14 protein-coding genes and 1 pseudogene are annotated in these 23,070 nt (G+C 65.6%); 6 read left to right on the top strand and 9 right to left on the bottom strand.

The features are described 5' to 3' along the window. Positions 1 to 196 precede the first annotated feature (196 nt). Both ASE59_RS18520 and ASE59_RS18515 read left to right on the top strand, forming a co-directional pair. Entirely contained in the window at positions 197 to 1,804 is a 1,608-nt protein-coding gene (locus tag ASE59_RS18520; protein WP_200913345.1) for an inorganic phosphate transporter, read from the top strand. A 4-nt stretch (positions 1,805 to 1,808) separates the two neighbouring features. Continuing rightward, positions 1,809 to 3,251 carry a glycosyltransferase family 39 protein gene (locus tag ASE59_RS18515; RefSeq protein WP_056459936.1) on the top strand — a complete coding sequence of 481 codons (1,443 nt, stop codon included), beginning with the start codon at positions 1,809 to 1,811 and terminating at the stop codon, positions 3,249 to 3,251. 164 nt (positions 3,252 to 3,415) lie between these two features. Here ASE59_RS18515 and ASE59_RS18510 read toward each other — a convergent pair whose 3' ends face one another. Continuing rightward, positions 3,416 to 4,192, bottom strand: a complete 777-nt coding sequence (locus ASE59_RS18510) for a hypothetical protein (protein WP_056459933.1) — start codon at positions 4,190 to 4,192, stop codon at positions 3,416 to 3,418. 139 nt (positions 4,193 to 4,331) lie between these two features. Between ASE59_RS18510 and ASE59_RS18505 the strand changes: the two genes are divergently transcribed. Then, on the top strand, positions 4,332 to 5,435 hold the full coding sequence (locus ASE59_RS18505; protein WP_056459931.1) for a glycosyltransferase: 1,104 nt from the start codon (positions 4,332 to 4,334) through the stop codon (positions 5,433 to 5,435). On the opposite strand, the gene ASE59_RS18500 is transcribed toward ASE59_RS18505, so the two are convergent. After that, on the bottom strand, positions 5,396 to 5,953 hold the full coding sequence (locus tag ASE59_RS18500) for a hypothetical protein (protein ID WP_056459927.1): 558 nt from the start codon (positions 5,951 to 5,953) through the stop codon (positions 5,396 to 5,398). The genes ASE59_RS18505 and ASE59_RS18500 overlap by 40 nt on opposite strands. A gap of 137 nt (positions 5,954 to 6,090) precedes the next feature. Next, positions 6,091 to 7,665: an alpha-N-arabinofuranosidase gene (locus tag ASE59_RS18495; RefSeq protein WP_056459924.1), complete on the bottom strand. Its 1,575-nt coding sequence runs from the start codon at positions 7,663 to 7,665 to the stop codon at positions 6,091 to 6,093. Positions 7,666 to 7,847: 182 nt separating this feature from the next. On the opposite strand from ASE59_RS18495, the gene era reads away from it, so the two are divergent. Further along, entirely contained in the window at positions 7,848 to 8,750 is a 903-nt protein-coding gene (era, locus tag ASE59_RS18490; protein WP_056459921.1) for a GTPase Era, read from the top strand. A gap of 133 nt (positions 8,751 to 8,883) precedes the next feature. Here the strand turns inward: era and ASE59_RS18485 are convergent, their stop codons facing one another. Together ASE59_RS18485 and ASE59_RS18480 are read right to left on the bottom strand one after the other, a co-directional pair. Then, positions 8,884 to 11,436 carry a TonB-dependent receptor gene (locus tag ASE59_RS18485; RefSeq protein ID WP_156360181.1) on the bottom strand — a complete coding sequence of 851 codons (2,553 nt, stop codon included), beginning with the start codon at positions 11,434 to 11,436 and terminating at the stop codon, positions 8,884 to 8,886. Positions 11,437 to 11,527: 91 nt separating this feature from the next. Continuing rightward, positions 11,528 to 12,994, bottom strand: coding sequence for a tryptophan halogenase family protein (locus ASE59_RS18480; protein WP_235515849.1), 1,467 nt, complete (start codon positions 12,992 to 12,994; stop codon positions 11,528 to 11,530). 303 nt (positions 12,995 to 13,297) lie between these two features. Between ASE59_RS18480 and ASE59_RS18475 the strand changes: the two genes are divergently transcribed. Next, positions 13,298 to 16,321 carry a TonB-dependent receptor gene (locus ASE59_RS18475; protein WP_235515848.1) on the top strand — a complete coding sequence of 1,008 codons (3,024 nt, stop codon included), beginning with the start codon at positions 13,298 to 13,300 and terminating at the stop codon, positions 16,319 to 16,321. A 145-nt stretch (positions 16,322 to 16,466) separates the two neighbouring features. On the opposite strand, the gene ASE59_RS18470 is transcribed toward ASE59_RS18475, so the two are convergent. After that, positions 16,467 to 16,835 carry a glycine zipper 2TM domain-containing protein gene (locus ASE59_RS18470; protein ID WP_056459912.1) on the bottom strand — a complete coding sequence of 123 codons (369 nt, stop codon included), beginning with the start codon at positions 16,833 to 16,835 and terminating at the stop codon, positions 16,467 to 16,469. A gap of 191 nt (positions 16,836 to 17,026) precedes the next feature. On the opposite strand from ASE59_RS18470, the gene gyrB reads away from it, so the two are divergent. Next, positions 17,027 to 19,495: a DNA topoisomerase (ATP-hydrolyzing) subunit B gene (gene gyrB / locus ASE59_RS18465; protein WP_056459909.1), complete on the top strand. Its 2,469-nt coding sequence runs from the start codon at positions 17,027 to 17,029 to the stop codon at positions 19,493 to 19,495. 446 nt (positions 19,496 to 19,941) lie between these two features. Here gyrB and ASE59_RS18460 read toward each other — a convergent pair whose 3' ends face one another. The 3 genes and pseudogenes from ASE59_RS18460 to ASE59_RS20840 form a co-directional block, all read right to left on the bottom strand. Then, positions 19,942 to 22,350 carry a ligase-associated DNA damage response DEXH box helicase gene (locus ASE59_RS18460; RefSeq protein WP_082458586.1) on the bottom strand — a complete coding sequence of 803 codons (2,409 nt, stop codon included), beginning with the start codon at positions 22,348 to 22,350 and terminating at the stop codon, positions 19,942 to 19,944. Positions 22,351 to 22,424: 74 nt separating this feature from the next. Beyond that, complete coding sequence (locus tag ASE59_RS19385) at positions 22,425 to 22,565, bottom strand: entericidin A/B family lipoprotein (RefSeq protein WP_082458579.1); 141 nt, start codon at positions 22,563 to 22,565, stop codon at positions 22,425 to 22,427. A 66-nt stretch (positions 22,566 to 22,631) separates the two neighbouring features. Continuing rightward, positions 22,632 to 23,070: pseudogene (locus tag ASE59_RS20840) on the bottom strand (hypothetical protein); the annotation flags it as partial.

Here is a 23,070-nt window from a genome sequence, read left to right as displayed (position 1 = left end):
CCGGCATTGTGCGCGCATAGTGTGGCGGGCCGGTGACGCAGGCGTTCCGGAATCGTACGCATATGCGCGGCATATCGCCAAAGCATCTTCCATCCGCTATGGGCGCCTCGCCGATCGCGATGCCGACGCGGGGGCGGTGTGGAACTGTCACACTTCGCCAGTAGGGCGATTCGTCCAATTCGGCAGGGGAATTTCGATGACGAGCGCAGCGCTGGAGCGGGATGGACGCCCCGGCCCGAAACTGGACGACGGCTTCGGCCGCGCCGGTACGTTTGGATTCGCCACGGCGATCGTCGCCGCACTCGGCTATGTCGTCTACAACGTCTATCACGACGCGGCGGCGGCCAGCGTCGATCCGCTGACGCTGATGCCCTTCGCGCTGCTGGTGCTCGCGCTCATTATAGCGCTGGGCTTCGAATTCGTGAACGGGTTCCACGACACCGCCAATGCGGTCGCGACCGTGATCTACACCAACTCGATGCCCGCCCATGTCGCGGTGGTGTGGTCGGGTTTCTTCAACTTCCTCGGCGTGCTGCTGTCGACCGGCGCGGTCGCGTTCGGCATCATCTCGCTGCTGCCGATCGAACTGATCCTGCAGGTCGGGTCGTCCGCCGGCTTCGCGATGGTGTTCGCGCTGCTGATCGCGGCGATCGTGTGGAACCTTGCCACCTGGGCGCTCGGCATTCCGTCGTCGTCGTCGCACACGCTGATCGGGTCGATCATCGGCGTCGGCGTCGCCAATGCGATCGTGCAGGGGCGCAACGGGTCGGCCGGCGTCGATTGGGACAAGGCGACCGAGATCGGCAAGGCGCTGCTGATCTCGCCGATGATCGGCTTCGGCGTCGCCGCGCTGCTGTTCCTCGCGATGAAGACGCTGGTCCGCAACCGCAAGCTGTACGAGGCGCCGGTCGGCGACACGCCGCCGCCGCTGTGGATCCGCGCGCTGCTGATCTTCACCTGCACCGGCGTCAGCTTCGCCCACGGGTCGAACGACGGGCAGAAGGGCATGGGGCTGATCATGCTGATCCTGATCGGCACGGTGCCCACCGCCTATGCGCTCAACCGCGCGGTTCCCGCCGAATATGAGGCGCAGTTCGCCACCAACAGCGCGGCGGCGGTGCAGGTGTTGACCCCGCGCGGCGCACGGGTCGGTCTCGACGACACCGCCGCGCGCAGCCAGACGCAGCGCTATATTACCGAGCGCAAGCTTAATGCCGAAACCGTGCCCGCCGTCACCGCTTTGGTCGGCACGATCGACCGGCAGGTCCGTGAATATGGTTCGCTGGCGAAGGTGCCGGCGGCGGTCAGCGGCAATATGCGCAACGACATGTATCTCGCGTCGGAAGCGGTGAAGCGCATGGCCAAGGAAAAGTCGCTGGGCCTGAACGACGCCGATCAGAAGGTGCTGACCGACTATCGTGGTTCGCTCGACGCCGGCACGCGGTTCATTCCGCTCTGGGTCAAGGTCGCGGTCGCCTTCGCGCTGGGTCTCGGCACGATGGTCGGGTGGAAGCGGATCGTGGTCACCGTCGGGGAAAAGATCGGCAAGACCCACCTGACCTATGCGCAGGGCGCGTCGGCCGAACTGGTGGCGATGGGCACGATCTTCGGTGCCGACAGCTTGGGCCTGCCGGTGTCGACCACGCACGTCCTGTCGTCGGGCGTTGCCGGTACGATGGCGGCGAACCGGTCGGGATTGCAGACGTCGACGGTGCGCAACCTGCTGATGGCGTGGGTGCTGACGCTGCCGGTATCGGTGCTGCTGTCGGGGTCGCTCTACCTGCTGCTGAACCGGGTCTTCTGATCGCATGACGGCGTCGGTCGTGTCGCTCCACCGCGATCCGGTGGCGTGGCTGATCGCGCTGCTCGTCTGGTTCTCCTGCGCCTGGTTCGGATCGTGGGAATTCAATCCCAACAACGCGGTCCGCATGTTCGCCACCCTGTCGCTGGTTGAACATCGTGATGCGACGATCGACGAATTCGCCCCCCTAACGATCGACAAGGCGCAGTTCGGCGACCATTATTATTCGGACAAGGCGCCGGGGATGTCGGTGCTCTCCATCCCCGCCGTCGTGCTTGCCGATCGCGTGTCGGGGCAGCGCGCGGATGATTTCATTCCCGGCTTCGAAAATCGCGATTTCAACCGTTTCCTGAAGATCCGCATCCGGTTGGTCGCCGTCACGATCTGCGCGGTGTTGAGCGCGCTGGCGGCGATGCTGCTCTACGATCTGGTGCGGCGGGTGACCGGCGATGTCGAGGCGGGGGCGGTCGCCGCACTTGCTTATGGCCTCGGCACCACCGTCTGGGGCTGGTCGACGACGATCTTCGGCCATGCCCCAGTCGCGGCGCTGCTGGTGATCGCCACCTGGGCGGTGTGGCGCGGGACCGGGCCGGAGCGGTCGCGTCGCGATGCGGTCGTCGCCGGGCTGGCACTTGGCTGGGCGGTGTTGATCGAGCATTCGGCGCTGATCGCCGGGCTGCCGGTCGCTGGCTTCGCGCTCTGGCGGTTGCGGGCGTTGCCGCGTGCCGATGCGGTGCGGACCGTCGTCGTCGCGTTGGTCTCGGGCACGAGCGCGCTGGTCGTGCTGCTCGCCTATAATCTGCTCGCGTTCGGGACGGTGTTCCGGCTCGGCTATTCGGGCGTCACCGATTTCGCGGGGATGCAGGAGGGGCTGTTCGGGCTGACCTATCCCAAGCCCTATGTGCTGTACGAACTGATCCTCGGCGAGCGGCGCGGCATGTTGTGGGTCGCGCCGATCCTGATCGTCGCGCCGTTCGGGCTGGCGATGCTGGTACGCGATCCCGCCACCCGCGCTGTTGGCTGGCTGGCGGTGGCGGGGGCGGTGGTGCCGTTCCTGATCAACGCTTCCTATTATTACTGGGACGGCGGCAATGCGACCGGGCCGCGTCATGCGCTGCCGGCGGTCGGGTTCCTGTGCATCGGCATCGGCGCGTTCTGGGCACGGGCGACGCGTTGGTCGCGGATTGCCGTCGCGGCGCTGCTGGCGGGATCAGTGACGCTCAACATGGCGATCGCGAGTGCCGAGATCACCGCGCCGCAGAACGAGCCGCGCGCGCTGGCGGTGGCGGTGTTCCGGGAACGGTTCGATCCGGGCTATCTGCGGACCGTCGCCGATGAGTGGTTGAGCTATACGCCGTGGCAGGGGCTGGCGATCTGGGCCTTTATCGCCGGGGTGTTGACGGTGGCTTTGGCGGTGTCGGTGCGGCAGGCCAGGGCCGAAGGAAGATAGGGTTCACGCGAAGACGCGGAGACGCGAAGGAGTTGCGCCACTGGCAAGACCATCTCGGGCGAGCGGCCTTGCTTCCGTAGCAACGTGAACAGGCGTCTCCCGATCTCGCAGGGTTGCCCGGAACGCGACCCCTTCGCGTCTCCGCGCCTTCGCGTGAACCGAATTTACTCGGCCGCCTGCGCCTGCGGTTCGGGAATCATGAAGCCGTAACGCGCCTCGACCGACGGATCGAGCCATGCATGGATATGGGCGAGGTCGGCGTCGGACACCGGGGCATAAGTCGTGGGCGTGAAGGCGCGCCGGCCTTGTCCCTTGTACGTGTCCTGCGCGACGAACGGCTCCGCCGTCTTCAGCCCGGTCGCAGCGGCCAGATCGGCGATCACCCCCGCCGGATCGGAGACGAATGCCTCGTGACTCAGCAGCGCGACATGGTGCGCCCTGTCGTGCAAGCCGGCCCAATGGCGCAGCTTGGAGGTGCGCTTGGCGAGCGGGTTGGCGAAGCGTTCGCCGGTGTCGGGGCAGCGTTCGTGCAGCATCTCGCGCCCCAGCACCGGATGATCGTCCTCGACCCCCCAGAATTCGCTGTCCCAATAGCTGTGCCATGGCGCGCGGATGAAGTCGGAGAAGCCGAGCGTCTTGAGTTCGGGATGGGCATGCCATGGCTGGCGGTGCAGGCTGCGCACCCAGTCGACCGGATCGCGCGCCACCGCCAGCACCATCACGTCGCGCGGGAACAGTACCTGTTCGGGCACGAACCAATGTTTGAAGCCATAGCTTTCGGTAAAGGCGGCGCGGCCGAGATTGGCCTCGATCGAGCGGATCAGGACGTTGGTGCCCGAGCAACGCTGTCCATAGACCTGGATCGCACGGATCGGCGCGTCGCCACGGCGCAGGATCGTCAGGCCGGGGCGCGGATTGGACCAGCCGTCATGCGTCGTCATGCAGTGCATATTCCCATCTGAATCATCGGAAATCGTTGTGATTCTGAAATAATTTTCTTCATGCCGGTTACGCGGGGAGCCGGCAACGGTTCCCCTGCGTTGCTGCACTTGCAGAAAATCGGGTTTCTCCGGGGGGCAAATGAAGACGACGCGGCCGATCACCTTTTTCATCCATCATCAGGGCCGTGGCCATGCCAACCGGGCGATGGCGATCATCCGCGAACTTCCCGCCGATCGACGGGTGACGATCCTGTGCGCAAGGCCCGAATTGTTCGATGGCTTCGACCGACCGATCGAGATCGTCGCGCTGCCCAACATGATCGGTGCGCCGGTGCCGACCAAGGCGCTGTTCGATCAGCCGACGCCCGAGGTGCTGCACTGCGTACCGCTGGGGGTGGAGGCGACGCGGCGGACGATGCGGACGATCCTCGACCATCTCGACGATGCCGCGCCGGCGCTGTTCGTGGTCGACGTTTCGGCGGAGATCGCGCTGCTGTCGCGCATCGCCAGCGTGCCGGCGATCAAGATCCGCATGCATGGCGATCGCACCGATCCGGGGCATCTGGGCGCGTATCAGGCGTGCGTCGGCCTGCTGGCGCCGTTCGACCAGCGAATCGAACAGGATGATTTCCCCGACTGGGGACGGGCCAAGACCTGCTACACCGGCGGCCTGTGCACCACGACCGATGCCGTGCCGACCAAGGCCGAGGCGCGGGCGAAACTGGGCATCGATCCTGCGAAGGAAGTCGTGCTGGTGCTGACCGGCGGGGGCGGGGCGGGAACGCCTTATGCCCCGCTGACCATGGCGGCGCGCGCTGTGCCGGACGCGCTGTGGCTGGTGATCGGTCCGGTCCACCGCGAGGGGCATGAGACCGATTTCGGTAATCTGGTGGAGAAGGGCTGGGTCGAGGGCGTCACCGACCATATCGCCGCCGCCGATGTCGTCATCGCTTCGGCGGGCGACAATACGGTGCACGAAATCGCCCGGGTCGGCCGCCCCTATATCTGCGCGCCCGAATGGCGTTATTTCGCCGAACAGACGCGCAAGGCCGATCGGCTGGCCGAGGTCGGTGCGGCGGTGGCGCTGCACCAATGGCCGGGGTCGCTCAGCCCGTGGCGCGGGCTGCTGGACCAGGCGAAGGCGCTCGATCCGGCGGCGCTGGCCGTGCTCTACGACGGGCAGGCTGCGGCACGGGCGGCGGATTATATCGAAGGGCTGGCGGTGCGCCTCTGGGCCGATTGACGCGCGGCGCGGGCGAACAGCGCGGCGCTGATCGCCCACAGCGTGCAGAAGATACCGGTGCCCAGCGCTACTTCGTAAAGGCCCGCCTCGCCCGGTGATGCCCAGCCGAGGTTCCAGCCGACGACCCCGGCCAGTGCCTGTGCGATGGCGGCGGCGGTCATTGCCAGTGCCATGCCGTGCGCAGCGAAGCGGGCGAGCACCGCCCCGCCCAGTGCCACCAGCAGGACGATGCCGAAGACCGCATTGGCGGGATTGGCTTCGTTCCCGAGAAATCCGACCGCCGCATTGACCCAGATCAGCAGGAAGGCGGTGACGACCGCGACCATCGTGCCGAGGCGATAGGCGATGTTCGACGATGCCAGCAGCCCCAGTTCGACCGCGCCGCCGGCCAGTGCGAACAATAGCCCGGCAAAGCCATAGTCGGACAATGTCCATGGCGCGCCCAGCAGCGCAGGCAGCGCCAGTGACAGCAGTACCCCGCCCCAGCCGAGCAGGTGCGGATTGATCGATCGGGGCATGGCGGTCCTTTCGCGCTCGTGTCGCCGCAACATATGGCGGCACGATGTCGGCTGCGAATGGATGGCCTGTGCAGATTCGGTGAATATGGTCCCCGCCCGCTGCGGGGAAGTGGGGCGACTTGCGCCGCCCCACCGCCTTATTTGATGTCGAGCATCACCACCGACTTGGCCGGCAGCGTCACCGTCAGCGTCCCGTTCGCGACCTGTGCGCCGGTGAAGGCGGTCGGGGTCACGGCGTTCGGGTTGTCGAACGTGTTGTGCGCGGTGATCGTCGGCGCGGTCAGCACGCGGCCGGTGACCGTCGCGCCGTTGATCCCGGTCAGCGCCGCCGACACGGTGGTCGGACGGTTCGGATCGGCGTTCGACAGCGCGACATGGACCACGCCGTCCTTGCCCCGCACCGCCGATGCCGACACCGCCGGCATCACCCACTTGTCACGCGAGTAATAGGGGCTGTTGACCGTGATCGGCAGCACCGTGCCGTCCATGAACGGCTTGTACATTTCGAAGACGTGATAGGTCGGTGTCAGGACCATCTTCGGCCCGTCGGTCAGGATCATCGCCTGCAACACGTTCACCATCTGGGCGATGGCGGTCATCTTCACCCGGTCGGCATGCTTGGCGAAGATGTCGAGGTTGATCGCCGCGACCAGCGCGTCGCGCAGCGTGTTCTGCTGCCGCAGGAAGCCCGGCGTCGTGCCCGGATCCTGGGCATACCAAGTGCCCCATTCGTCGACGGCCAGCCAGACGCGCTTTTGCGGGTCGTACTTGTCCATCATCGCGACGTGCTTGGTGATGTATTCGTCCATCCGCCACGTCAGCGCCAGCGTTTCGGCCCAGCCCGATTCATCGAACTGCGTAGGCGAGGCGCGGGGCGGCCAGCTTCCCGGAACCGTGTAGTAATGGAGCGAAACGGCATCGATCTGGCCGATCGCCTCGCGCATCATCACGTCGGTCCAGTTGTAATCGTCGTTGTTCGCACCCGATGCGATCTTCAGGATGCGGCTGCCCGCCGGCGACTTGATGAACGTCGCGAAGCGGCGGGTTTCGTCGGCGGCATATTGCGGGCGCATGTTGCCGCCACAGCCCCACAGTTCGTTGCCGATGCCGAAATACGGCACCTTCCACGGTTCCTTGCGGCCGTTCTTGGCGCGTTCGTCGGCGAGGGTGCCCGCCTCCTGCGTCATATATTCGACCCACTCGGCCATTTCGCGTGGGCTACCGTTGCCGACATTGCCCGAGATATAGGCTTCGGCGCCGACCTGTTCGGTCAGGTCCATGAATTCATGGGTGCCGACCGCATTATCCTCGGTCACGCCGCCCCAATGGTTGTTGATCTTGACCGGGCGCTTGTTCTTCGGCCCGATTCCTTCGCGCCAGTGATACTCGTCGGCGAAGCAGCCGCCGGGCCAGCGGATGACCGGCACGCCGAGGCGCTTCAGCGCGGCGACGACGTCGTTGCGGAACCCGCGCGTGTTCGGAATCTTGCGGTCGTTCCCGACCCACAGGCCGCCATAGATGCCGTTGCCGAGATGCTCGGCGAACTGGGTGAAGATGCGGCGGTCATAGGTCGGACCCTGCTGGTCGCCCCGAATCGCGATTTGCGCCGGCTGGCCCGGCTGAGGGGTGGCGGTGGGGGTCTGGGCCGTTGCGGTCGCCGCGATCAGCAGTGAAGCGGTGCCGAGCACGAAGTTTCGCGCACGGGTCCGCATCGTGCGGCGCGCAGTGGATTGGTTTCGCATGGGTTCTCGCCCCCTCCTCTGTTCTTGTCGGACTATTGGGTAGCGAGCCTGCCGGGCCGGATCAAGCACCGATCGCGACCGACGCACGCTTTGCTTGCGCGGCGGCGGCGGGTAAGAGGGCGATCATCCCTTGCATCAGCGAGTACCAGCTTTTGACGTCTTCCCCCCAGTCGTGCGGCCTCGTCGCGATCCTCGGCGCCCCCAATGCGGGCAAGTCGACGCTGGTCAATGCGCTGGTCGGGCAGAAGGTCGCGATCACCAGTCCGAAGGCGCAGACGACGCGCACCCGGTTGATGGGAATCGCGATCGAGGGGGACACGCAGCTGCTGTTGGTCGACACGCCCGGCATTTTCGAACCCAAGCGGCGGCTGGACCGGGCGATGGTGTCGGCGGCGTGGGAAGGCACGGCGGGCGCCGATGCGGTCGCGGTGGTGGTCGATGGCAAGGGCGGTATCGGCCCGAAGGTTCGTGCGATTGTCGAGCCGCTGGCGCAGCGGAAAGAGCCGAAGATCCTGATCCTGAACAAGGTCGACATCGCCGACAAGCCGCGGCTGCTCGACCATGCCGCGCGGCTGCACGAAATGGCGGCGTTCGAGGAGACGTTCTTCGTCAGCGCCCAGACCGGCGACGGCCTGGCCGAGATGAAGGCGGCGCTGGCGAAGCGGATGCCCGAGGGGCCGTGGCATTTCCCCGAGGATCAGGTGAGCGACGCCACCGACCGGATGCTGGCGGCGGAAGTGACGCGCGAGCAGCTGTATCACCAGCTGCACGAGGAACTGCCCTACGCGAGTGCGGTCGACACCGAACGCTATCTGGAGCGCGAGGACGGATCGGTCGAAATCCATCAGCAAATCTATGTCGCGCGCGACACGCAGCGCGCGATCGTGCTGGGCAAGGGCGGGCAGCGGATCAAGGAGATCGGCGCGACCGCGCGCAAGGAACTGCAGGAATTGTTGGGGGTGCGGGTGCATCTCTACCTGCATGTGAAGGTCAAGCCGAACTGGGAAGAAGACCGGATGCTGTACCGGGATATCGGGCTGGATTGGGTGGAATAGGGAGCTTCCCAAACCAGTCATCCCCGCGCAGGCGGGGATCCATAGACGCAAGGGCAGCGAGTCCTGCGCGGACGTCGGCGGATATGGATTCCCGCCTTCGCGGGAATGACGAAGGCGGTGGGGCGGGGCGCCCTCAAAACAGCTTGCGCACCGACAGCTTCACGATCCGGCCATAGGGGTCGAGGAACGCCGGCTGGAAGCGGAACGGTACGGCACCGTTCCGGTCGCGGACGTCGGGGCGGTCGTTGAGGATATTCTGCACCTCGAACTGGAAGGTCATGCCCTTGGCCCATGCCGCCTTGGGTGCCAGTTGCGCGCCTTCCAACTGCGAATAGAAGCCGACGAAGGTGGCCGGCGTCAAGCGCAGGTCGGACTCGGCGATGGCGCTGCGAATGCGGGTCGGCGCGCGCCAGAAGGCATAGGTGCCGAGCCGCACCGGACCATAGGAACCACCGATATTGCCCTGCACCTCATAGCGCGACCGCCCGCTATTGCCGTCGAGCGAGGCACCATCCAGCAAATCGAGCTCGGGCTGGCCGGGGCTGAGGACCAGCCGGTCGTCGAGCCGCGCGGTGAAGGTGGCGAAGCTCCACAGCATCGGCCGCTGCTTGGGCGGCGGCGGCGGCGGGGCGTCCTTCGCCGGGGGCGTCGGCGCGGGCGGCTTGGGACCGATCTGTCCGAAGAACGACCAGCCCGCCGTGATCTTGCGTTCGCGTTCGGCGAAGGCGTTGATCGGGCGCAAATCGGCGCGCCGCAATTGTCCGGCGGCATCGCGCGGGAATCGTTCGGGGAAGGCCGCTTGCAATTCGGCGGTGGCACTTCCCGGATACACCAGCTGATCGGTGATCTGCGTATCGACATAAGCAAGGTTCAGGCGCAGTTCGCGGCCCTTGATCGGTTGCCAGTCGAGGCCGAGCGTGCGGATCTGCCGCTCCTCGGGCGCGAGATCGGTGTTGCCGCCGCCGGTGACCGCGATCAGTGCGCTGGTGCCGGTCACGAAGTCGAAGAACGGCGTGTTGGGAACGGTGACGATCGGGTTGGTGAGCGCGGCGATTGCCGGCGGGGTCTGCGCGGTGTTGATCGACGCGGTGATCTGGATCGGGCGCCACGGGTTCCAGCGGAGCGCCAGATTGCTGCTGGTCAGATTGCCATAGTCCGACACCCCGGTCACCCCCAGCGTCGCATTGGCAGAAACCGTGCCGATCGCGTCCAGCACGCCGCGATCGGCCGAGGTGATCGGCAGGTCGAGACTGGCGCTGGTGCCCGCGATCGTCCGGGTCAGCGATGTCGCCGCGCCGATATTGTCGGCCAGCCGGCCGTTGCTGTTCGAATAGGCGTAATCGGCGTTGAGCGTCAGCAGCGCCTGTCCGGCGAGCAGCGTGAAGGCCGGGCCGTTGGCGGTCGCCTTGGCAGTGGCGGTGTTGGTCAGGGTGCGGCTGCGAGTGATGATCCGGCCGGCGGTGGCGATACGGTCGGACAGGTCGTAGGGATCGGCGCCGGCATCGACCGCCGCCTGCAACACCACCGGATCGATCCCGCGATCGACCGAGGCGCGGGCACGGACGCGATCATATTCCCCGCTCACCGTCCACATCCAGCGGCCGATCCCGCCCTGAACCGCCGATCCGGCATGCAGCGTCAGATTGTCGTTGCGCTGGGTCAACGTGCCGGCTTCGTCGAGATAACGGTAGAGCAGCACGTCGCTTGCAAACGGGCTGGCGGCATTGGTGGCGGGCAGGCGCAGCGTCGCGCCCTGCAACCCGGCCAGCGCAAAGCCGCGCTGCGCATCCATGATCAGGTTCAGCGACCCGGTCATGGTCTTGCCGATGGGGACGGCGTGGGTCATGTCGACCTTCAGCTGGTCGTTGCTGCGCAGCGAGAGGAAGGGCGAGAGGTCGGTCGCGCGGGTCGTGCCGGTGGCATAGGTGCGCAAGTCGTCGCGCCGTGCCGGATCGGTCGGGACGGCGGTGGCGGTGATCGCACGACCGGCAAGGGCGTCGAGCGCGGGGTCGACGCTGCCGCCGTTCGGCGCGCGCAGATTGCCGGTGCTGTCGAACAGCGTGTCGTTGTCGACCTGATAGGGACGTTCGGTTGCGAATAACGGGTTCTGCCGGTCGTAGTTGATCGCCAGCGTGGTGCGGCGATCACCCTCGATCCGGGTCGCGCCCAGTTCGGCGCGCGCGGTCCCGCCGCCGCCGTCGGTGGTGGTGCCCGCGCCCTGTTCGACGGTCAGTGCGCGAAAGCGTTTCTTGGTCACGAAATTGACGACGCGGACCGTCGCCGGAAAACCGAAGCGTGCCGAGTCCTGTTCGTTCAGGATTTCGGTCCGCTCCAGCGCCTCGGGCGGCAGCGTCTGGATCTCGCGATAGCCCGAAATACGGCGGCCGTTCAGCAGGAACACCGGCTCACCGCCGCTGTTCGACGTGGTCAGCGGCTTCAGCAATTTCAGCAATTCGTTGATGCTGGTCACGCCCAACGCCCGGATCGCTTCGGCATCGAGCACCGCGACCGGCGCGGCATCGCCCAATGCCGATCCCGGCGGCCGTTTGCCGGTAACGACGATGTCCGGCTTCTGCGGATCGTCGGCGGCTGGTTCGGGATCGTCCTGTGCCAGTGCGGGGGCGGGGGCCATCACCAACGTCGCCCCGGCCAGCATCCGCCAGCCGTCCCGCCCAATTCCCGTCATCCAGCGCGCTCCATCACCGTTGCGGGTGCGGGGTAGCCGGCGTTTCCGACCGGATCGTGGCAGAACGAGGCAAAGGCGCGGCGGATCGAGATTATCGGGGTAATGCGGCGTCGTGGGTCGGCAGCGACAGCGCGGTGCGGCGATAGGCGCCGCGCATATCGGCAAGAGCCGCCTCGACCGAGTCCGCATTCAACCGGTCGACGGTCGGTTCATAGGCGGCGGGCCAGATTTCCTGCCCGGTCAGCACCGCCGCCCAGCTGGGGATCGCGAAGACGTCGCCCGCCTGCGGGATCAGCCGGCCCTGCGCGCGCCACAATTCGATCCGGTGCGCGAGGCTGTCGGGGACGGTCATCGCCCGCATCGCGCGCCAGAAGTCGCTGTCGTTGCGGGTCGTCGCCTTGTAATGCAGCACGACGAAGTCGCGGACGGCCTCGAACGCCCGGGTCATGTCGGCATTATAGGCATCGCGCTCGGCTGGGCGGACGGCGGGCCCCGGAAACAGCGCGATCAGCCGCTGGATGCCGTGCTGGATCAGGTGGATGCTGGTCGATTCGAGCGGTTCGACGAAACCGGCGGCAAGACCCAGCGCGACGACATTGTGCGACCATGGCTTCCGCCGCATGCCGGTGGTGAAGGACAGCGCGCGGACGTCGCCGCACAGCTCGCCCGGCGCATGGTCGCGCAGCACCCGTTCGGCCGCGTCGGCGCCGGTGAAGCCACTGGAATAGACATGCCCGTTGCCGGTGCGATGCTGGAGCGGGATCCGCCACTGCCACCCCGCCGCATGGGCGGTGGCGCGGGTATAAGGCGGCAGGGGGTCGAGCCGGGTGGTGGGCATCGCCAGCGCGCGGTCCATCGGCAGCCAGTGCCGCCAGTCGTGGTAGCCGGTTTCCAGCGCCCCTTCGATCAGCAGGCCGGCGAACCCCGAGCAATCGACGAACAGGTCCCCGGCGATCGTCCGTCCGTCCGCCAGCCGGACCGAGGTCACGTCGCCGCTATCGCCATCGCGATCGACCCGTACCACGCGCCCTTCGTGGCGGACGACGCCCTGTTCCTCGGCGACGCGACGCAGCAGCGCGGCATAGAGCGTCGCGTCGAAATGATAGGCATGGGCGATATGGGCGAGCGGGGTGCGGTCGCCCTCTGCCGCGATGCCGAAGCGCCCCTCGCGTGCGGCGACGGTGCACATCGAATAGTCGGTCAGTCGCGTCGTCCCGCCACGCACGCGGTGGCGCAGCCAGAGCTGGTGGAACGGCACGCCATGGAAATCCTGCCCTGCCGCGCCGAAGGGGTGGAAATAGCGCTGCCCGATCCGGCCCCAGTCGACGAATTCAATGCCCAGCTTGTAGCTGCCCATCGTCTCGCGCAGGAAGCGACCCTCGGCGATGTCGAGCATCGCGTTGAACGCGCGGATCGGCGGGATCGTCGCTTCGCCGACACCGACCGTGCCGATCGCATCGGATTCGATCAGGGTGACGCTACGGCCGATCGGGCCGAGCGCGCGCGAAAGCGCCGCCGCCGCCATCCAGCCCGCCGTCCCGCCGCCGACCACGACCACTTGCCGTACTAATCGGCCCGGGGCCGGCGCGGATGAGGGCTGCGACATTACTTCTTCTGTCACGGGTTCCGGAACGAATCACGCATATTCATCGAGCCGGATACCGCATTTCCGCCGGTAATCATGAGCAATCCCGGCATATGGTACGCCATCGATAACGATGGTGGCCGCCTGGTTCGGATGTAGCGCCGATTGGTAGCGATATCAGTAACGCTACAGCAACAAATAGCGCTTGAAAGTAGGACAAATACGTAATAGCCATTTGTCATACAGAACATAGAATACCGAACAGGGGGGGTATCAATGCGTCGTTTCACGCTGATGGCGTCTGTCGCCGTCGTGCCGTTCATGCTGGCCGCCGCGCCCGCGTTCGCTCAGGTGTCGCCGACCGAAAAGCCGGTCGGAGCCGATGCCGGCGAAACGGTCGAAGTGCCGGACGCCACCAAGAAGGACGACGAACAGTCCGAAATCCTGGTCCGCGGTCTGCGCCGCAGCCTTGCCAGTTCGCAGGCGATCAAGCGCAATTCGGATTCGATCATCGACGTGATCGTCGCCGACGATATCGGCAAGCTGCCCGACTATACCGCCGCCGAAAGCCTTGCGCGCATCGCCGGTGTGCAGGTTACCCGGTTCAGCGACGAAGTGAACGGCGTCCTCATCCGTGGTTTGCCCGACGTTGCGACCTCGTATAACGGCCGCGAACTGTTTACCGCAGAATTGCGTCGCGTGCAGTTGCAGGATTTCCCGGCACAGGCGATCGCCAGCATGGAAGTCTACAAGTCCGGGACCGCCGATCTGGTCGAGCCGGGTCTTGCCGGTCTGATCAACGTGCGCACGCGTCGCCCGCTCGACTTCAACGGGCGCGTGATCGCCGGTGGTTTCCGCGGCACGTACAACGACCAGAGTCGCAAGTACGATCCGGGCGGCAACGTGCTGGTGTCGGACCGCTGGAAGGTCGGCGATGGCGAAATGGGCCTGTTGGTCAACGCGACCTTCGCGCAATCGCAATATTATAACGGCGTCCGCTACAATGCGAGCTGGGTGCGCGATTCGCGCTACTCCGACTTCGGCGTGCAGGGTGCCAAGGTTCGCGACAATTTCGCGAACGGCAACGCCAATGGCCTGTTCTTCTTCCCGAACAATGTCGGCCTCTACAATGACGGCGGCAAACGCTATCGCCCGTCGGGCAATTTCTCGCTGCAATACAAGCCGAATCCCGACACCGAAATCTATGTCGAGGGGATCTACCAGGGCTATCGCGGCCGCGGTTATGCCGACAATTTCGACGTGCCGCTGGAGCAATGGGGTCCGAATTCGACGCCGCCGGTGTTCACCAATGTCGTGCTGATGGACGGGCAGTCCTATGGCAACATCAAGCTGCTGCCGGGCAAGGAACCGCCCTATGACGTGACGACGGTACCGCAGGCGGTGTCGCTGTCGAAGACATCGGGTTCCGAGCCGCAGGGGTATCGCAACACGACGCAGGACCAGACCAACACCTATCAGATCGCGACCGGTGCGCGCTGGCAGACCGATCGCGCGACGCTGTCGACCGATCTCGCCTATAGCTGGAGCCGCTACAACCGAGACAATTACAGCCTCGATTTCCGCACGATCGGTGCGAAGTCGGTCGATGTCGACTTCAATCGGGACGGCGGCGTCGCGTTCAACTTCCCGAGCTGGGATCCGTTCAATCCCGCCAACTACATGTTCCGTGGCTATTATGAAGCCACCTATGACGTGAAGGGCGACGACTGGCAGTGGCGCGGCGACCTCGCCCTCGACACCGACTGGGCGGTCCTGCCGAAACTCCAGTTCGGCCTGCGCGCGACCAAGCATCATAGCGAACGCACGACCGACGGCGCACGCTATGCCGAATTGTCGGCGGCGATGATCCCCTATGCGTCGCTGCCGATCGGCGAATTGGCGAAGACGATCGATCCGTTCCGCGGCAGTGCGCAGGGTTTCGTCTCCTACCTTCAGCCGCCGCGCGCCGGCATCTATGAAAACCGTGCTGCGCTGCGCAAGCTGAGCTACGATACGCTCGCCCAGCTTGTCGCCCGTTTCCCGAACGATCAGGGATATAAGGACCGGCTGGCCGAATGGAGCACCGAGACGGTGCAGCCGCCGACGACCTCGGGCTGGCAGGCCGATGAAAGCACCTATGCGGCCTATGCGCAGGGCAAGTATAACTTCGCGCTGGGCGGAATGGAAATCGACGGCGTCATCGGCGTTCGCGCGGTGATGACCAACGGCACCAGCTTCGGCGTGTCGAACATCTGTACGTTGAACAATGGTGGTACGCCGGCCGATCCGCGCGATGACACCTGCACGCGATCGCTGTCGGAACGGACCGAGAAGCAGGACTATCTCGATATCCTGCCCAACGTCAGTGCCCGGATCAAATTCACGCCCGAACTGCAGCTTCGTCTCGGCTATACCAAGACCCGGACCAAGCCGAATTTCGGCGACCTGAACCCGGCGCTTAACATCCAGCCGGTCATCTATCAGCCGTGCCTCGAACCGACCGCACCCAACTATAACCCGACCGATACCACCAGCTGCCGGATTCCGGGCCGGATTTACCCGAACTATAGCGGGTCGCAGGGCAATCCTTCGCTTCGCCCGTTCACGTCGACCAATTACGATATCAGCCTCGAATGGTATTTCTCGAAAACGGGCTATGTCAGCGCCTCGGTATTCCAGCGCGACATTTTCGGGTTTACGACCTGGGTTCAGCGGTTCCGCAACGATCCGCAATATGGCATCCTGTCGTTGTCTAGCCCGATCAATGCCGGCGACGCGAACATTCAGGGCGCGGAAGCCAATTTCCAGACCTTTTTCGACTTCCTGCCGGGCGCGCTCAGCGGCTTCGGTGTCTCCGGCAACGTCAGCTACCTGACGGGCAAGAGCCGTTACCCCAACGGATACAACCCGAACACCGACACGTTCGACGGTGAGGGTGCGTATCTGACCATTCCGGGCCTGTCGAAATGGACGTACAACGCCGCCCTGTTCTATGAAAAATCGGGTTTGGTTGCGCGTATTTCGTACAATCGACGTTCGGACTGGGTGAACCGGTACAACACCGACCAGCTGAGCGGCTTCCAGTATTCGGGTGAGTCGACCTATGCCCGTGATCGTCTGGACGCCGGCGTCAGCTATGACCTGAACAAGAACCTGACCGTCAGTGCCGATATCGGCAACATCCTGGCGCGGCCGTTCCGCAACTATGTGAACTTCCAGCCGGGACGTTCGTCGCCGATCGATGTGCGCGACGAAGGTCGCTACTATGGCGTGGGCCTTCGCTTCCGCTTCGGCGACTGATCGCCGACGAAGCGCAACGACAAGGGGAGGTCCGCAGCGATGCGGGCCTCCCTTTCGTCATGGGCACAAGAAGAGCCGGCCCCTCTATCGGAAGGACCGGCTCCATTCCCTGACCCCGTTACGCCACCGGGGGTCGGGAAAGCCGTTAGCGGCGGCAGTAGCGCGGAGCGTCCGCCTTATCGATCGCGCGGCCGGCCAGGGCACCCACGCCGCCACCCAGGATGGTGCCGAGCAGGCGGTTGCCATTGCCACCGACCTGGTTGCCGAGCAGGCCGCCGGCGATCGCGCCGATCACCGTGCCGCCGTCGCCATTCTCGCAACGCTCGCCGCGACGGTTGACGTAGCGGTTGTTGTAGTAACCCCGGTCACCGCGATATTCGCGGTAGCTGCGGCCGTCACGATAGTCCCGCTCATAGCGGTCCCCGCGCCAGCTCTGCGCCGATGCGGCGGTGGGGGCGGCGGCGGTGGCGACCGTGGCAAGGGCGGCGGCAGCGAGCGTGAGCTTCTTGAACATGGTTCTTCTCCCTCAAAATCTGGTGACGGTTCCCGTTGGGGAAGTCCGTCTGTGATTTGGGGTATGCTCCGATTCGCTTGAGCGGATACTGAATGCGCCTGTTAGCTGCCGTTCAGTATCGGGCCGGAGCGGTCGCGCCGCACGTGCGGGTTTTGCTTTAGTTCCCGGCTGCGAAACCCTATATACTCGCTATGGCAACGAACCCCAATCAGAACGACTACGGCGCAGACTCGATCAAGGTGCTCAAGGGGCTGGACGCGGTCCGCAAGCGCCCCGGCATGTATATCGGCGATACCGATGACGGCTCCGGCCTGCACCACATGGTGTTCGAAGTCAGCGACAATGCGATCGACGAGGCGCTGGCCGGGCATTGCGACCGCATCCTGATCACGCTCAACGCCGATGGTTCGGTCTCGGTCGAGGATAACGGCCGCGGCATCCCGACCGGCATTCACAGCGAAGAGGGCGTGTCGGCGGCCGAGGTCATCATGACCCAGCTCCACGCCGGGGGTAAGTTCGAGAACACCAACGACGACAATGCGTACAAGGTGTCGGGCGGCCTGCACGGCGTGGGCGTCTCGGTGGTGAACGCGCTTTCCGACTTCCTCGACCTGACGATCTGGCGCGACGGGCAGGAGCATTATATGCGCTTCCGCCGCGGCGATGCCGAAGCGCCGCTGAAGGTGATGGGGCCGTCGGACAAGCGCGGCACCCGCGTCACCTTCCTGCCGTCGCCCGAAACGTTCAAGATCGTCGAGTTCGATTTCGACAAGCTTGAACATCGTTTCCGCGAACTGGCGTTCCTCAATTCGGGCGTGCGGCTGGTTCTGGTCGATGCCCGGCACGAGGAGCCGCGCGAGATCGAGCTGTTCTACGAAGGCGGGATCGCGGCGTTCGTCAAATATCTCGACCGGACCAAGACGCCGCTGATGCCCGATCCGATCGCGATCCACGGCTTCCGCGACGATGTCGGCATCGATGTCGCGTTGGAATGGAACGACAGCTATTACGAGAACGTCCTCGCCTTCACGAACAACATCCCCCAGCGCGACGGCGGCACGCACATGGCGGCGTTCCGCGCGGCGCTGACGCGCACGCTCAACAGCTATGCTGACAAGTCGGGGATGCTGAAGAAGGAGAAGGTGTCGCTCACCGGCGACGATATGCGCGAAGGGCTGACCGCGATCGTCTCGGTCAAACTGCCCGACCCGAAGTTCAGCAGCCAGACCAAGGACAAGCTGGTCTCCTCGGAAGTGCGCCAGCCATTGGAAGCGCTGATGGCCGACAAGCTGGCCGAGTATCTTCAGGAAAATCCGGCGAATGCGAAGGCGATCATCCAGAAGGTGATCGACGCCGCCGCCGCCCGCGAGGCCGCCAAGAAGGCGCGCGAGCTGACCCGGCGCAAGGGCGCCATGGATATCGCCTCGCTGCCCGGCAAGCTGGCCGATTGCCAGGAACGCGATCCCGCCAAGTCCGAACTGTTCTTCGTCGAGGGTGACTCGGCCGGCGGTTCGGCCAAGCAGGGCCGCGACCGTCATTTCCAGGCGATCCTGCCCTTGCGCGGCAAGATCCTGAACGTCGAGCGTGCGCGCTTCGACCGGATGCTCGCCAGCCGCGAGATCGGGACGATCATCACCGCGCTCGGCACCGGCATCCGCGACGACTTCAACCTCGACAAGCTGCGCTACCACAAGATCGTCATCATGACCGACGCCGACGTCGACGGCGCGCATATCCGCACGCTGCTGCTGACGTTCTTCTATCGCCAGATGCCCGAGATCATCGAGGCGGGGCACCTCTATATCGCGCAGCCGCCGCTGTATAAGGCGACCAAGGGCCGGTCCGAGGTATACCTCAAGGACGACAACGCGCTCGACGAATATCTGGTCGAAGGTGGCGTCAGCGCGCAGGTGCTGGAAACGCCAGCGGGCGCGCGCAGCGGCGACGATCTGAAGGCGCTGCTGGGTCACGCGCGGCGGATGCGGACGCTGATGCGTTATGTCCCGCGCCGCTACGACATGGGCATCGTCGAGGTGCTGGCGCTGGCCGGCGTGCTCGATCCGCAGATCAACGACGCCGATCGTCAGACGCGGTTGCAGGATGCGGTGTCGCGGATCGGGCGCACCGATGTCGAGGCCGAATGGACCGCGCGGGTGACCGAGGATGGCGGGTTGCAGTTCCAGCGGCGCTGGCGCGGGGTGACCGACACCCACACTATCGAACCGGCGTTCCTGCTGTCGGCGGAGGGGCGCAAGCTCCACAGCCTCGCCGCCGAGGAAGCGGCGAGCTATGCCGGCGTGTCGAAGCTGGTCAGCGCGCGCAGCGCCGCCGACCCACTGGCCGAGAGCGAGGAAGAAGCACCGGCGGTCGCGGGCAAGGGCGAAACGCTGGTCGCGCGGCCCAGCCAGCTGCTCGACGCGATCCTCGCCGCCGGACGCAAGGGGCTGTCGATTCAGCGCTACAAGGGACTGGGCGAGATGAATGCCGAGCAGCTGTGGGAAACCACGCTCGATCCTTCGAACCGGTCGATGCTGCGCGTGGCGATCGATCAGGCGGACGTGGCGGACGAGATCTTCACGCGGTTGATGGGTGATGTCGTCGAGCCGCGGCGCGACTTCATTCAGGAGAATGCGTTGAACGTCGCCAATCTCGACGTTTGATGTGGCATGGCGGGCGGGTTGCCCCGCTCGCTATCCGTATCCCCGCCTGCGCGGGGATACGGCCGTTTCCTTCTCCGTTCGGTTCGAGCAGCTTCGAGCTTGTCGAGAAGCGTCCGTCGAGAACTGGGTCGCTTGGGGCAACCCCTTCTCGACTACGGTTCTCGACAGGCTCGAACCTGCGCTCGAAGCGAACGGAATGAACTAGAGCCGATCGACATTCGGCGACGATCGCGAATTTTCGTCATTCCCGTGCAGGCGGGAATCCATAACCGCTGACGTTTCGGCCGGAATCGCGACGCCGACGCATATGGACTCCCGCCTTCGCGGGAGTGACGATAGCAGATAGAGCAGTCGTCCCGCGTCCGGGTAATTGAATGTCGATCGGCCCTAAGAGAGCGGGGTAGGAAACAAAAGCCGGGACAGGGGGTGGAAGCGAACCGGCCCCTTCAATCCAGCGCCATCGCCTGAGCGGCCAGCGCTTCCGCCTCGACCAGCAGCGCGTCGTCGGCCGACCCCTGCGTCACCCGTTCGCGGCCGATCAGGACCAGTACCGGCACCGCCAGCGGGCTGACCCGTTCCAGCGTCACATGCCGCATCCGGGCCTGCGCGGTTTCCAGCAGCGTCGCCAAACGGCCGACGTCGGTCATCCGCGCCCGCGCATCCTCCCATGCCGCCTGCAACAGCAAATGGCCGGGTTCGTATTTGCGTAGCACGTCATAGATGAGGTCGGTCGAGAAGGTGACCTGCTTGCCGGTCTTGCGCTTGCCGGGATGCTGGCGTTCGACGAGGCCGCCGATCACCGCAACTTCGCGAAAGGCGCGTTTGAGCAGCGCAGACCCCTGTACCCAGTCGACGAACTCATGTTCGAGAATGTCGGGCGAGAACAACGCATGCGGGTCGGTGATCGGTTCGAGCGCATAGCAGGCGAGCGCATAGTCGTTCGATACGAAACCGATCGGGTTCAGCCCCAGCGCCTCCATCCGTCGCGTCACCAGCATCCCCAGCGACTGGTGCGCGTTCCATCCTTCGAAGCTGTAGGCGACCATGTAATGCCGCCCGTCATGCGGAAAGGTTTCGACCAGCAGCTCGCCCGCGCGCGGCAGCACCGATCGCCGCGCCTGGATCTCCAGCCATTCGCGGACGTCGTCGGGGAAACGGTGCCATTCCCCGGCATCGGCAAGGAAGCCGCGCACCCGGTCGGCGAGGTTGGTCGACAGCGCCATGCGCGTGCCGCCATATTTGGGGATGCGCGCGGGCTTGGTGGTCGCGCGCACGACCAGATCGGTCAGCTCGATCTTCTCGACCTCGAGGCTCAGCCCCGAGAAGAAGAAGGTATCGCCCGGCGACAGGGTCGAGGCGAAATATTCCTCGACCGTGCCCAGCCGCCGCCCGTTCCTGAACCGCACGTCGAGGGTCGGGGCATCGACGATGATCCCGGCGTTCAACCGATGTTGCGCAACAAATGCGGGCTTGGTCACCGTCCAGCGGCCATCGGCACCCAGCCGCAGCCGCTTGAACTTGTCGTACGCCTTCAGCGCATAACCGCCCTCCGCAATGTAATGCAGCACGCGGTCGAACGTGTCGCTGTCGAGCGCCGAATAGGGCAGGGCGCCGCGCACTTCGTCGAGCATTTCGGCAGCGTCGAACGGTTCGGCACAGGCGCAGCCCATCAGATGCTGCGCCAGCACGTCGAGCGTGCCGGGGCGGAAGATATCGCGGTCGAGTTCGCCGGCATCGACCGCGTCGAGCGCCGCCTGCGCCTCCAGAAATTCGAAGCGGTTGCCCGGCACCAGCAGCGCCTTCGACGATTCATCGAGCCGGTGGTTGGCGCGACCGATCCGCTGGAGCAGGCGCGATGACCCCTTGGGCGCGCCCATCTGGATCACGCAATCGACATCGCCCCAATCGACGCCCAGATCGAGGCTGGCCGTCGCGACCAGCGCGCGCAACCTGCCGTCGGCCATCGCCTGTTCGACCTTGCGCCGCGCCTCGCGGTCGAGGCTGCCATGATGGACGCCAATCGGCAACTGGTCGTCATTCGCCTTCCACAAGTCCTGAAAGATCAGCTCGGCCAGGCTGCGGGTGTTGCAGAAGACGATGGTGGTGCGGTGGGCACGGATTTCGCGCATCACCTGTTCGGCGGCATAGCGACCCGAATGGCCCGACCACGGGATGCGTTCCTGTGGCAGCAGGATGCGGATATCGGGGTCGGCGCCGGCCTCGCCCTGCACCGCCGCCACCGCATCGATATCGCCATCGGGAGCCAGCCAGGCGCGATAGCCATCGGGGTCGGCTACGGTAGCCGACAGCGCGACCCGGCGCAGGGCGGGCGCGAATTTCTGCAACCGGGTCAGGCACAGCGACAACAGGTCGCCGCGCTTGTCGGTGGCAAAGGCGTGGACCTCGTCGATGACGATCGTCGACAGCGACGCGAACAGTTTGTCGCTGTCGGGATAGGACAGCAACAGGCTGAGCGATTCGGGCGTGGTCAGCAGGATGTGCGGCGGCTTGGCCCGCTGCCGCGCCTTGCGGTCGGACGGTGTGTCGCCGGTGCGCGTCTCGACCCGGATCGGCAAATCCATCTCGGCGATCGGGGTCAGCAGGTTGCGTTGCACGTCGACCGCCAGTGCCTTGAGCGGCGAGATATACAGGGTGTGCAGCCCGTCGCGGGGGCGTTCGATCAGGTCGACCAGCGTCGGCAGGAAACCCGACAGCGTCTTGCCCGCGCCGGTCGCGGCGACCAGCAGGGCATGACGTCCGGACCGCGCCTGTTCGAGCATGTCGAGTTGATGGCGGCGAGGCGTCCAGCCGCGTGCGGCGAACCAGTCGGACAGGGGAGTGGGAAGGTCTCGCACGACCAACGATGTAGGATCGCGGCCGCGCGACTGCAAAGCGGGCGGGGCGCTTATCACCCCGCCCGTCGCCGGACTTACTTCTTGTCCGTGCCCGAGGCACCCTCGATGGCCGATCCGGCCGACTTCAGGTCCTTGCCGGCGCCGTTCACCGTGTTGCACGCGCCGAGCGTGACGGTGGCGGCGAGGGCGACGACGAGACCGATCTTGCGGGTCATGATAATTCTCCTTCGTTGTAAAACCGGATTGTGGCGGGCCGAGATACGCCGACCCGCCACCTACACTCAGCGCAACTTACGATGTGCCGCCGTGGTTGCACCGAAACCTGCCGCGGCCGCACCGATCAACAGCGCGAGCACGAGGACGAACGAAGTGCCCGCTGCCGCGCCGGCTGCCTTGTCGGTGGCCGACTTGGCGGTGGCGACCGCTTCGTTCTTGGTCTGGACGAATTGCTGCTTGGCGCGGGTGACCTGTGCCTGCGCCTCGGGACGGCTGATCTTGCGCTGCGCAGCGACGATGTCGACGATGCGGCTTTCGGCCTGCTGACCCTCGGCACCGCCGCGGGCGAGGGCGGGGAGCTGCTTGGCGATCTCGGTCTGGGCCTGTTCCGGGGTCATCTGCGCCGGATCATTGGGCGCGTCCGACAGATAGGCTGCGGCTTCGCTGCGCACGTCCCGCGCGGCGTCCTTCACGTCATTGGCATCGACGCCGGCGACTGCGGCT

The organism is Sphingomonas sp. Leaf10, assembly GCF_001421245.1.
Lineage (GTDB): Bacteria > Pseudomonadota > Alphaproteobacteria > Sphingomonadales > Sphingomonadaceae > Sphingomonas.
This window is presented reverse-complemented; position numbering and strand designations above follow the sequence as displayed.